This window comes from Nocardia spumae (assembly GCF_020733635.1).
Lineage (GTDB): Bacteria > Actinomycetota > Actinomycetes > Mycobacteriales > Mycobacteriaceae > Nocardia > Nocardia spumae.
This window is the reverse complement of the sequence record NZ_JAJFZL010000001.1, coordinates 4,518,476-4,530,724: the sequence shown is the minus strand read 5'-3', so window position 1 is coordinate 4,530,724 and position 12,249 is coordinate 4,518,476. Positions and strand designations below refer to the sequence as shown.

General features: G+C 68.8%; 10 protein-coding genes. 8 read left to right on the top strand and 2 right to left on the bottom strand.

Annotated elements, in window-relative coordinates:
* Positions 1-192 precede the first annotated feature (192 nt).
* The 4 genes from infC (at position 193) to LKD76_RS20185 (ending at position 2,514) form a co-directional block, all read left to right on the top strand.
* A complete protein-coding gene (infC, locus tag LKD76_RS20200; RefSeq protein ID WP_227985327.1) occupies positions 193-897 on the top strand; it encodes a translation initiation factor IF-3 in 705 nt (234 codons plus the stop codon).
* Positions 898-962: 65 nt separating this feature from the next.
* Complete coding sequence (gene rpmI, locus LKD76_RS20195; protein WP_025348784.1) at positions 963-1,157, top strand: 50S ribosomal protein L35; 195 nt, start codon at positions 963-965, stop codon at positions 1,155-1,157.
* Positions 1,158-1,246: 89 nt separating this feature from the next.
* Positions 1,247-1,627: a 50S ribosomal protein L20 gene (rplT, locus tag LKD76_RS20190; protein ID WP_227982879.1), complete on the top strand. Its 381-nt coding sequence runs from the start codon at positions 1,247-1,249 to the stop codon at positions 1,625-1,627.
* 74 nt (positions 1,628-1,701) lie between these two features.
* Entirely contained in the window at positions 1,702-2,514 is an 813-nt protein-coding gene (locus LKD76_RS20185; protein WP_255661841.1) for a TrmH family RNA methyltransferase, read from the top strand.
* A gap of 92 nt (positions 2,515-2,606) precedes the next feature.
* Here the strand turns inward: LKD76_RS20185 and LKD76_RS20180 are convergent, their stop codons facing one another.
* Together LKD76_RS20180 and LKD76_RS20175 are read right to left on the bottom strand one after the other, a co-directional pair.
* Positions 2,607-5,021, bottom strand: a complete 2,415-nt coding sequence (locus LKD76_RS20180) for an MFS transporter (protein ID WP_227982878.1) — start codon at positions 5,019-5,021, stop codon at positions 2,607-2,609.
* A 213-nt stretch (positions 5,022-5,234) separates the two neighbouring features.
* The gene (locus LKD76_RS20175) at positions 5,235-5,807 is read right to left on the bottom strand and encodes a TetR/AcrR family transcriptional regulator (RefSeq protein WP_227982877.1); all 573 of its coding nucleotides are present in this window, start codon (positions 5,805-5,807) and stop codon (positions 5,235-5,237) included.
* Between the two features lie 143 nt (positions 5,808-5,950).
* On the opposite strand from LKD76_RS20175, the gene LKD76_RS20170 reads away from it, so the two are divergent.
* From LKD76_RS20170 to LKD76_RS20155, 4 genes are all read left to right on the top strand, one after another.
* Complete coding sequence (locus tag LKD76_RS20170) at positions 5,951-7,390, top strand: MFS transporter (RefSeq protein ID WP_227982876.1); 1,440 nt, start codon at positions 5,951-5,953, stop codon at positions 7,388-7,390.
* A 292-nt stretch (positions 7,391-7,682) separates the two neighbouring features.
* Positions 7,683-8,831, top strand: coding sequence for a phenylalanine--tRNA ligase subunit alpha (pheS, locus tag LKD76_RS20165; protein ID WP_227982875.1), 1,149 nt, complete (start codon positions 7,683-7,685; stop codon positions 8,829-8,831).
* A 55-nt stretch (positions 8,832-8,886) separates the two neighbouring features.
* Positions 8,887-11,388 carry a phenylalanine--tRNA ligase subunit beta gene (pheT, locus tag LKD76_RS20160; RefSeq protein ID WP_227982874.1) on the top strand — a complete coding sequence of 834 codons (2,502 nt, stop codon included), beginning with the start codon at positions 8,887-8,889 and terminating at the stop codon, positions 11,386-11,388.
* Positions 11,389-11,444: 56 nt separating this feature from the next.
* Positions 11,445-12,227 (top strand): alpha/beta hydrolase, encoded by a 783-nt coding sequence (locus LKD76_RS20155; protein WP_227982873.1) that lies wholly within the window; start codon positions 11,445-11,447, stop codon positions 12,225-12,227.
* Positions 12,228-12,249: the final 22 nt, after the last annotated feature.

Sequence of the window (12,249 nt, the reverse complement as noted above, 5' to 3'; positions counted from 1 at the left end):
CCCGACTCCCACCATCGACCGGTCCGCGTGCCAGGTTCGATGGTCCGGTCACTCGCCACAGCGGCGGGTTCTCGCCCGGATTCGTCCGGGGCGAGGTCGAGATGGCTGTTCGCGTTGCGAACGCCTCCGGCGACCGGTCGACATTCGGGCCCCGTAGCGGTGAAATACCGCGACGGGGCTTTCGTGTTGGGTATGGGGTTGCAGTTTGTTGCTCGCGGTCGTTGGACGACACCGCTTGACCTAGGAGGCCCCATCAGCACTGAGACCCGCATCAACGATCGCATCCGCGTGCCCGAGGTCCGACTCATCGGACCGGGTGGTGAGCAGGTGGGGATCGTGCGTGTTGAAGATGCGCTACGCGTCGCCCAAGAGGCTGACCTCGACCTCGTCGAGGTCGCACCGGACGCGCGTCCACCGGTCTGCAAGATCATGGACTACGGCAAGTTCAAATACGAGACCGCGCAGAAGGCGCGTGAGTCCCGTAAGAACCAGCAGCAGACCGTGATCAAGGAGCAGAAGCTCCGTCCCAAGATCGATGACCACGACTACGCGACCAAACGGGGACACGTGATGCGGTTCCTCGAGGCCGGGTCGAAGGTCAAGGTCACCATCATGTTCCGTGGTCGTGAGCAGTCCCGGCCGGAACTCGGTTTCCGGTTGCTGCAGCGGCTGGCCTCCGATGTCGCCGATCTGGGCTTCGTGGAGACCTCCGCCAAGCAGGACGGCCGGAACATGACTATGGTTCTCGCGCCTCACAAGGGTGCGAAGACCCGGGTGAAGGCGCAGACTGCCGCGCAGCAGAGCGCCGCCGCGCCGCGTAACACGGCACCGGCCGGTGGCGAGGCCGCGGCCGGAACGGCTCCGGCGTCGCAGGCAGAAGCGGCCAGCCCGCAGTAAACCGATACAGCCCCGGCGGTATCGCCTCGCGCGATGCCGCCGGAACGAGACAGATTGAGGAATCCATGCCGAAGATGAAGAGCCACAGCGGCACCTCGAAGCGATTCAAGGTGTCCGGTCGCGGCAAGCTGCTGCGCCAGCAGGCGAACCGTCGCCACCTGCTCGAGCACAAGTCCAGCCGCCGGACTCGTCGTCTGGACGGCACGGAAGCCGTCGCGCCCGCCGACGTCCGTCGCGTCAAGAAGCTGCTCGGTATCTGATCTCACGAGCACAGCGCTCGCGTCCGATACCTCCTCTTCCCACCCTGTGGGCGCCCACCCGCGCCCCTCGATCGATCAAGGACTGACCAGTGGCACGCGTCAAAAGGGCCGTCAACGCTCAGAAGAAGCGCCGTTCCGTGCTCGAGGCCTCCAAGGGCTACCGCGGGCAGCGCTCGCGGCTGTACCGCAAGGCCAAGGAACAGCAGCTGCACTCGCTCACCTACGCCTACCGGGACCGCCGGGCACGGAAGGGTGATTTCCGCAAGCTGTGGATCGCGCGTATCAACGCGGCGGCTCGCGCCAACGACATCACCTACAACCGCTTCATCCAGGGCCTGAAGGCCGCGGGTGTCGAGGTCGACCGCAAGATCCTCGCCGAGCTCGCCGTCTCCGACGCCGAGGCGTTCGCCGGCCTGGTAGCGGTGGCCAAGGCCGCCCTGCCGGAGGATGTCAACGCTCCGGCTGCCTGAGCCGCGGCCAGTTGACCGATACCTCGAAACGACCCGTGGAACGCGGCTCCGACGCCGACCGGACGAATCCGGCGCTGTCGGAACGCAATCCGCGGGTCGTTTCCGCTGTCAAGCTCCATCGTTCCGCCTCCCGCCGCAAGGCCGGGACGTTCCTGGCCGAGGGAGCCAACTCCGTCGCCGCTGCCCTGGACGCCGGGCGAGTGGAGGAGCTGTTCTATTCCCCCCGCGCCGCCGAACGCGAACACGAACTGGTGGCCACCGCCGCCGCGTTGGGCGTGCGCACCAGCCTGGTGAGTGAACGGGCCGCCGAACATCTGGGGGAGACCGTCACCCCGCCCGGTCTGGTCGCGGTCTGCCGGCTCGTGGATGTGCCGATGGCACAGGTGGTTTCGTCGACCGCACCCCGGTCCCGCATGCTCGCCGTGCCGGTGGAGATATCGGATCCGGGCAATGCCGGCACGCTGATCCGGGTGGCCGACGCGGTCGGCGCGGACGCCGTCGTGCTCGCCGGTGATTCGGTGGATCCACACAACGGCAAATGTGTGCGCGCCTGCGCGGGCAGCCTGTTCCATGTGCCGATCGCCCGCGATCGCGATATCGATGCCGTCCTGACGGCGTTGCGCGACAACGGCATCACGGTGCTGGCGACCACCGCCCGCGGTGAGGTCGATCTCGACGACGCCGACGAACTGCTTCGTGGCGCCGGCGAATCCGGTGGTACCGCATGGCTTTTCGGTAACGAGGCGCACGGGCTCGATCCCGCGGTCGCCGCGCGCGCCGATCATCGCATCCGGATCCCCATCCACGGCCGCGCGGAGAGCCTGAACCTCGCGGCCGCGGCGGCGATCTGCCTGTACACCGGCGCGCGCGTCCGGCATCGGCCCTGAGCCGAGCGCCCGCCCACGATCGGGCCGGGTAACTCTTTCCGGCTACGACATGGGCGCCGGATCCACTCCGGCGCCCATGTGTGTCGGGTTGTTCAGTCGCGCGGGTACGACAGCTCGATCACGTGGTCGCCGGTGGCCCCGCCCGCCAGCGTGAGCGTGGTCGTGGTCGCTGGATATCCCGACGCGACCACCGTGTAGTCGCCCAGCGCCAGATTGCCGAAGCGGTAGCGGCCGTCGTGACCGGTGATGGTGCTCTCCACGACCGCACCCGCCGCATCGACCAGGGTTACCCGGGCATCGCGCAGCGGTCCGCCGGTGTTGAGCACGGTGCCGTGCAGCTGTGCCCCGCGGGGTAGTGCGACATCGAGCCGGGTGATGCCCTGCCCGCCGACCTCCGCCGGCAGCGCGACCGGCTGGAAGGCCGCGGCATTCACCGCCACGGTCACCGGTCCCGGGATCAGCTCGGTCAGCGTGTAGTCACCGTCGGGACCCGATGCGCCCGCCGCGAGGACATCACCGCGGCTGTCGGTGACGATCACCAGCGCGTCGGTGATCGGCGACCCGTCGTCGGCCGCCCGCACGGTTCCGGCCAGACCGCTCATACCGCTGAGCTGGATATCGTGTGCCAGCGGCCGGTCACCGATCGCGATCGGGGTGGCCTGCGGCTGGAAGCCGTCCGCGGAGGCGATGAGGACATACGATCCGCGGTCGGGAGCGTCCAGGGCGTAGCGGCCGTCGTGCCGTGCGATGGCCCGGCCGATCTGGCGGCCGGTGGGGGAGATCAGCGTCAACGCCGCGCGGGCGACCGGGGTTCCGTCACCGGCGCGAACGTGTCCGTGCACCACGATCGCGTTGTCCACGAACTCCTCCGGGACCAGACCCGACGCGTCCTCGGCCAGCGCGAGCGGCGACAGCACCGGCTCGGGCGCGGATTCGGCCGCCTGAGCCATCGCGCCCGACGTGCGCAGCGCGACCTCCTTGATGAACAGGGTCAGGATGAAGGCGACGAAGGCGATCGGCGCCGCGTAGAGGAACACATCTGCGATGCCGTGCCCGTATCCGCTTTCGACCACGGTGCGTACCGGCTGTGGCAGCGCGGCGAGATCCGGGATCTGGCTGCTGGCGCCCATCGCCTTGGCGGCAGCGGGATCCAGATGGCTCAGACCGTCGCTGATGTAGTGCTTGACCCGCTCGGCCATCACCGCACCCAGCGCGGAGACACCGATCGCACCGCCGAGGCTGCGGAAGAAGGTCACCAGGGAGCTGGCCGCGCCGAGCTCGTGCGGTGCCACCTGGTTCTGCGTGCACAACACCAGGTTCTGCATCGTCATACCGATGCCCAGGCCCATCATCGCCATGTACATCGCGACGACCCAGTAGTTCGTGTCGTAGCCGATGGTGCCCAGCAGCCCCAGTCCGGCGGTCACCAGGAACGCGCCGCTGACCAGGAAGCCCTTCCACCGTCCGGTGCGGGTGATGATCTGGCCGGAGACCGTGGAGGAGATGAACAGGCCACCGATCATCGGGATCGTCATGATGCCGGACATGGTCGGTGACTCGCCGCGTGCCAGCTGGAAGTACTGGCTGAAGAACACGGTGCCGGCGAACATCGCGACGCCGATGAACAGCGAGGCGGCCGAGGCCAGGCTGATGGTGCGGTTGGCGAACAGGTGCATGGGCACGATGGGTTCGGCGGCGCGCAATTCCGCGAAGACGAACAGCACCGCCAGCACGATCGACCCGGCCACCATCGCCAGCGTCTGCCACGACAGCCACGCGTACTTGTCACCGGCGAAGGTCACCCAGACCAGCAGCAGGCAGACGGCCGCGGTCACGAGGAACGCGCCGAGCCAGTCGACCTTCACATCCCGCTTGGTGACCGGCAGGCGCAGCGTGCGCTGCAACACGATCAGGGCGATCACCGCGAACGGGATGCCGACGTAGAAGCACCAGCGCCAGCCCAGCCAGCTGGTGTCGGTGATGACGCCACCGAGGAGCGGTCCGCCGACGGTCGCGACCGCGAACACCGCGCCGAGATAGCCGCTGTAGCGCCCGCGTTCGCGGGGCGCGATCATCGCGGCCATCACGATCTGGGCCAGCGCGGACAGGCCGCCGGCACCGATGCCCTGCACCGCGCGGCACGCGATGAGCATGCCCGGATTCTGGGACAGGCCGGCTACGACGGATCCGCCGACATAGATCAGCAGCGCGATCTGGACCAGAGCCTTCTTGCTGAACAGGTCCGCGAGTTTGCCCCACAGCGGGGTGGTGGCCGTCATCGCGAGCAGCGAGGCGGTGACGACCCAGGTGTAGGCGGACTGCCCGCCGCCGAGGGTGCCGATGATCTTCGGCAGCGCATTGGTCACGATCGTCGAGGAGATGATCGCGACGAACATGCCCAGCAGCAGTCCCGACAGGGCCTCCATGATCTGCCGGTGCGTCATCACCGTCGCATCGTCGGGCTCGCCGGATCTGCGCGCGGTGTCGTTCGCAGAGGTGATTGCCATTGCTCTTCTTTCCGGAACCGGTCGACCGGGTGCGGGGCGGCGAACGCCCGGGGCACCGGCATCGCCGGTGTCAAGAGTGGTTCGGAATAGGTCAAAGAATTTGATTACCGAAAGTAACTATAAACCTGTGAGGAGTCTGGGGAAAACCGCGACATCGGTGCGATCTATCACAGCAGGCCACGGGGTGCGGATGGGGGCCACCCGCGGGGCCGCTCAGTCGTCGCCCAGGCAGGCGTTGATCTCGTCGGCCCAGGGTGTCGCCACCGCGTCGGGGCCGATCACCTGCATCGCCGTCATCACCGTGATGAGCATGCCGGTCGCGATGAAATGCCGGGTGTCGTCCGCGGTGGCGCCGGTCAATTCGCGCACGAGTGTGTAGATGCGGCCGAAGCGCTCGCGCACGTCGTCGCCGATCGCCGGGTCCGCGCTGGCCGAGAACCCCTGCAGCAGGATCAGTGGTAGCTCGCGTTCGGACAGGAATGCCTCGTACCCCTTGCCGAGCGCTTTCAGCGCCTCCTGCGGGGAGGCGTGTGCCGGAGCGTCGGCGCGGGCGGTGCGGAAAACCTCTTCGATCCGGTCGCAGGCGCGGTTGGCCGCCGCGACGAACAGGCGCTGTTTGGTGCCGAACAAACGGATCACATACGGCTGGGAGACCCCGGCGAGCCGCGCGATCTCATCGGTTTTCGTTGCGGCGTAACCGGTTTCGGCGAACGCGGTGACCGCGGCGGCCAGCACCTGCTCGCTGCGCTCGGCCGCGGTCAGGCGGGTGCGGGTCGAGTCCGCCATGGTCCTCCTCGCGATCGTCCGACGGCAGAGTAGCGCGGTGCGGCCGGGAATCGAGTCGGGCGGCACCTCCTGTTGACATGTTATCAGTCGATGCATACTCTTTCGGCATCAAGTTATCAGTCGATAACAACAAAGGAACTGCGATGACTGCCACCACCGTCGAAACCCCCACCCTGGCCGGCTCGCCCGGCGCTACCCGGAGACCACTCGCGGCGATCCTGGCCGCGGTCGGCATCCCGATGTTCATGGTCACGCTGGACAATCTCGTCGTCACGAACGCCTTACCGGTGATCCGCACCGAGCTCGGCGCTTCGCTGACCGATCTGCAATGGTTCGTCAACGCCTACACGCTGTCGTTCGCATCGCTGCTGCTCACCGCATCGGCGCTGGGAGACCGATTCGGCCGGCGGCGGATATTCCTGGCCGGAATCGCACTGTTCACCCTCGCCTCGGCCGCCTGCGCGCTGGCCACCGAGCCGTGGATGCTGGTAACCGCCCGCGCGGTGCAGGGATTCGGCGGCGCGGCCGTGATGCCGCTGTCGTTGACGCTGCTGTCGGAGGGGGTGCCGGCGAAGATGCGCAATGCCGCGATCGGTATCTGGGGCGGCATCTCCGGATTGGGTATCGCGGTGGGCCCGGTGGTCGGCGGCGCGGTCGTCGGCGGTCTGAGCTGGCAATGGATCTTCTGGCTGAATGTTCCGATCGGCATCGCGGTCTTGCCGTTCGCGGCGCGGGTGATCGGTGAATCCTTCGGCGGCGCTCGGCGTTTCGATCCGCTCGGGCTGGTGCTGTCGGCCGGTGGTGTGCTGGCGCTGGTATGGGCGGTCGTGCACGGCGCCGACGACGGCTGGACCTCGGCGCCGGTGCTGACCGGACTTCTCGGCGGCGCGGTGCTGCTCGCCGCCTTCTTCGCCTGGGAGATGCGGACCTCCGCGCCGATGCTGCCGCTGCGCCTGTTCCGATCCCGCGCCTTCCGGGTCAGCAACGTCACGAGTTTCACGTTCGCGGTCGGCGTCTTCGGCTCGATCTTCCTGATCTCGCAGTACTTCCAGGTCGTGCGTGGCTACAGCCCGCTGGAATCCGGGCTGCGCACCCTGCCCTGGACCGCCGCGCCGATGGTGGTGGCCCCGCTGGCCGGATTGCTCGTCGGCCGGATCGGCGCGCGGACGGTGCTGGTGACCGGACAGGCGCTGCTCGCGGTGGCGCTGGCGTGGATGGCGACGGTGAGCACGGTGGACGCCGGATACGGTTCTTTCATCGGCGCCATGCTGCTCGGCGGGGTGGGCATGGGCCTCACCTTCGCGCCCGGCGCGACCGTCGTGATGGCCAGTGCGGTACCCGAAGACCGGGCGATGGCCTCGGGGACGAACAACACGGTCCGGGAAGTGGGCGTGGCTATGGGCGTAGCGGTACTGGCGTCGGTCTTCGCCTCCCGCGGGTCGTACGCGAGCCCGCAGGGTTTCGTCGACGGATTGGTGCCGGCGGTGTGGGTCGGCGCGGTGATCGTCGCGGTCGGCGCGGTGGTCGGCCTGCTGTGGCTGCCCAGCCGTATCACCCCCGTCGCGCCGGCGGCGAGTGAATAAGCGCCACTGGACGGCCGTAGCGGGCCCTCGCCCGCCGCGGTAGCCCGGAATCGGCTCGCGGCGAAGTTCTGAACAGGCGCGTCGCTCGGATAGCGAGCGACGCGCCTGTGCGTGTGCGGGCCGGTGTCGCGCGGACGCGACTGCCGAGAATATCCGTGTGAGGCGGGCTGCTGTCATCGCCTACGATTCGACCAGCGACAATAGATGGCAATCGAGCGACGTGATTCGAGTGGAATCCCGCTCGCGCCGTAACGCCAGGACCCGAACCAGCCCAGGGGAGAGACGAACCATCGTGGCCGACGAGAAGGATGCAGCCGAGCAGTCAGCGACGTCGGCGGAGGCACTCAGCGAAGAGGCTCTCTCCGCTGCCGCCGCCGCGGCGGAGAAGGCGTTCGCGGCCGCGGCCGACCTGGATACGCTCGCCACCGTCAAGACCGAGCACATGGGTGGCAAATCGCCGATCGCGCTGGCTCAGCGCGCGATGGGCAGCCTGCCCAAACAGGACAAGGCCGATGCCGGTAAGCGGGTCAACATCGCCCGCACCCGGGTCTCGGAGGCATTCGAGGCCCGTCGCGCGCAGTTGCTCGCCGAACGCGATGCGGCCGTGCTGGTCGCGGAGGCCATCGATGTCACGCTGCCGGCGCGGCGTAGCGCGGTCGGCGCGCGCCACCCCATCACGGTGATCTCCGAGCAGATCGAGGACGTCTTCGTCGGTATGGGATGGGAGGTCGCCGAGGGACCCGAGGTCGAAACCGAGCACTTCAACTTCGACGCGCTCAACTTCCTGCCCGACCATCCGGCCCGCACCATGCAGGACACCTTCCACATCGCGCGGTATATCCCGGCATCCGAGACGGGGCCCGCGGGGTCGCGCTCCGCCACCGCCTCCGGCCCCGACGCCGCGGACGCGGAAGGCTCGCGCCAGGTCCTGCGCACCCACACCTCACCGGTGCAGGTGCGATCGATGCTGTCGCGGGAACTGCCGATCTATGTGGTGTGTCCCGGCCGCACCTTCCGCACCGACGAGCTCGACGCCACACACACCCCGGTCTTCTCTCAGGTCGAGGGACTGGCGGTGGACAAGGGCCTGACCATGGCCCATTTGCGCGGCACCCTGGACGCGTTCGCCCGTGCTCTGTTCGGCCCCGAGACGCGAACCCGCATGCGCCCCAACTACTTCCCGTTCACCGAGCCCTCCGCCGAGGTCGACGTCTGGTTCCCCGACAAGAAGGGCGGCGCGGGCTGGGTCGAATGGGGTGGCTGCGGCATGGTCAACCCGAAGGTGCTGATCGCCAGCGGTATCGATCCCGAGGTCTACAGCGGATTCGCCTTCGGCATGGGCCTCGAGCGCACCCTGCAGTTCCGCAACGGAATTCCGGATATGCGCGACATCGTCGAGGGCGACGTGCGATTCACGCTGCCGTTCGGCATTCGCGCCTGATCCCGGCCGGCCCCGACCCCACACCGACACCCCATACGAGGAAGCGAAACGTCAAGTGCGAGTAGCGCAGTCCTGGCTGACGGAAACCCTGCAGCGGACCACCCCCGGCTGGTCGCTGACCCCCGAGGAGCTCGACGCCGGTTTCGTCCGCGTGGGCCTCGAGGTGGAGGAGCTCGACACCCTCGCGCCGGTCACCGGCGATATCGAGCATCCGCTGGTGGTCGGCCGGGTCGCCGAGATCACCGAGCTGACCGAGTTCAAGAAGCCGATCCGGTTCTGCAAGGTCGATATCGGCAAGCCGGAACTGCAGGAGATCGTCTGCGGCGCGCGTAATTTCGCGGTCGGTGACCTCGTGGTGGTGGTGCTGCCGGGTGGTGTGCTGCCGGGCGGATTCGCCATCAGCTCGCGCAAGACCTACGGCCACGTCTCCAACGGCATGATCTGCTCGGTCGCCGAACTCGGGATCGGCAAGGATCATTCGGGCATTCTGGTGCTGGAACCGGGTACCGCCGAGCCGGGCACCGATGCCAACGAACTGCTCGGCCTCGGCGATACGGTGATCGAACTCAACATCACCCCCGACCGCGGTTACTGCTTCTCGGTGCGCGGCCTGGCCCGCGAGCTGGCCTGTGGATTCGACCTCGACTACGCCGATCCGGCGGTGCGGACCCTGCCCGACGACGAGGCCGACGCCCATCCGGTCACCGTGGAACCCGAGTCGGCGTGTACTCGGTTCGCGGTGCGCAAGGTCACCGGCGTGGATCCGAAGGCGGTGAGCCCCTGGTGGTTGCAGCGGCGGCTGCTGCTGGCCGGCGTGCGCCCGATCTCGCCGGCGGTCGACGTGACCAACTACGTGATGCTCGAACTGGGCCAGCCGCTGCACGCCTTCGACGCCGCGAAAGTGACCGGCTCCCTGGTGATCCGGCGCGCCCACACCGGTGAGACGCTGCGCACCCTCGACGAGGTCGAACGGGTGCTCGACGGCGAGGACGTCGTCATCGCCGATGATTCCGGTGTGATCTCGCTGGCCGGGATCATGGGGGGCGCGAGCACCGAAGTCGGCCAGGACACCACCGACATCCTGCTGGAGGCCGCGACCTGGAATCCGCTGGCGGTCTACCGTTCCGCGCGCCGGCACAAGCTGGTCTCGGAGGCGGGCAAGCGTTTCGAACGAGTCGTCGACCCGGAGATCAATGTCGCCGCGCTCGATCGCGCGGCCGGTCTGCTGGCCGAAATCGCCGGGGGCACGGTGGAATCCGCGCTGACCGACGTGCGGCTGCCGGTGCCCGGCACCGAGCCCATCCGGATGGATATCGATCTCGCCGATCGCACCGCGGGGGTGGTCTACCCGACCGGTACCTCCGCTCGGCGGCTCGCGCAGATCGGTTGCGCGGTCGAGGTGAGCGTCAGCGAGACCGGGCACGGTCAGCTGGTCGTGACGCCGCCGAGCTGGCGGCCCGATCTGGTCCAGCCCGCCGACCTGGTGGAGGAGGTGCTGCGGCTGGAAGGCCTGGAAAAGATCCCTTCGGTGCTGCCGACCGCACCGGCCGGGCGCGGCCTGACCGCCCTCCAGCGGCGTCGCCGGGCCGTGAGCCGCGCACTGGCGTTCGCCGGTTGCGTGGAGGCTCCCGTCTCGATCTTCATGACCGCGGGCGTCTTCGACACCTGGGGACTGGACGCGGAGGATCCTCGCCGCGACACCCTGCGGGTGCTCAACCCACTCGACGTCGAGAAGGCGGAACTGGCGACCACACTGCTGCCGGCGCTGCTCGAGGTGGCGTCGCGCAACATCTCGCGCGGTGAGCGCGATCTGTCGATCTACGGCATCGCCCAGGTGGTGCTGCCCGGTCCGGGTACGCACCCGGTGGCCGAACTGCCCGTGGACCGGCGGCCGGACGACGAGCAGGTCCGCGAGCTCATCGAATCGCTGCCCGATCAGCCGGTGCATGTCGCGGCGGTCCTGACCGGGCGCCGGGAACCGCGTGGCCCGTGGGGGCCGGGCCGGGCCGCCGAGGCCGCCGACGCGTTCGCCCTGGCCGATGCCGTCGCCGACGCGGCGGGAGTTACCATCGAACGCCGCGCCGCCGCCTACCTGCCCTTCCATCCCGGCCGGTGCGCGGAGTTGCTGGTCGACGGCACGGTCGTCGGACATGCCGGCGAGCTGCATCCGGCGGTACTCGAGCGCAGCGGCCTGCCGCCGCGCACCTGTGCCGTCGAACTGGATCTGGACGCGCTGCCGATTCGCGAATCCCGGCCCGCCCCGGTGGTTTCCGCGTTCCCCGCGGTGCTGCAGGACGTGTCGGTCAGCGTCGAGAAGGCGGTGGGCGCGGCGCAGGTAGAGTCCGCGCTGCGCACCGGCGCGGGTGACCTGCTCGAGGACATCGCGCTGTTCGATGTGTACGAGGGCGCCCAGGCCGGTGAGGGACGTAAATCCCTGACCTACGCGCTGCGCTTCCGCGCCGCCGACCGCACCCTCACCGAAGACGAGGCCAGTGCGGCTCGCGACGCCGCGGTCGCGGCCGCGTCCGAGGCGGTCGGGGCGGTCCTGCGCGGCTGATGCCATCGGGCGGGGCCCGTCTCGCACGGTCGCGCGAGTGACGGTAGGAAGGTGTTATGCGACATCCGGCCGAGGGCGTTCTCAACGCGCTGACCTTCCATCCCGAGCGTCGGATCACGATGACGCCGGATCAGCTGGGGGTCGGCTACGACGACCTCTGGCTCAGCGCGGCCGACGGCGGCCGGATCAACGCCTGGTTCGTGCGGGCGGAGAATCCGGTCGGCCATGTGCTGTACGCGCACGGCAACGGCGGCAATATCGGTGATCGCTCGCCGGTGCTGGCGCTGCTGGCCGCGGCGGGGCTGGATGTGCTGGCCTTCGACTATCGCGGATACGGCCGCAGTCCCGGTCGTCCGAGCGAACGCGGCCTCTACCTCGATGCCCGTGCCGCTCGCCGGGCCCTGCTCGAGCGTCCGGGCGTCGATCCGAAACGGATTGTCTACCTGGGAAAGTCGCTCGGCGGTGCGGTGGTGACCGAGCTGGCCACCGAATATCCGCCCGCCGCGATGGTCCTGATGTCGACCTTCACCGGATTACGGGACGCGGCGCGGGCGGTGTATCCGTTCATTCCGAAACCGCTGGTGCCGGATGCGTTTCCGAGTCTGCGGCGGATCCGCGAACTGGCAGTGCCGGTATTCGTCATGCACGGCGACGCCGACGAACTGTTGCCGGTGGAGATGGGCCGGGCGCTGTACGCCGCCGCGGCCGAGCCCAAGCGGCTGCGGATCTATCCCGGTGCCGGCCACAACACGCTGGTCTCTATTCCCGGCTGGTCGGCGACCGTATCGGCCTGGGTGCGCGAGGTGCTGGCGGGAGCGAAGTCCGTGACCGGGGAATGAGTCCCCGCCCGGGCCGCGGATG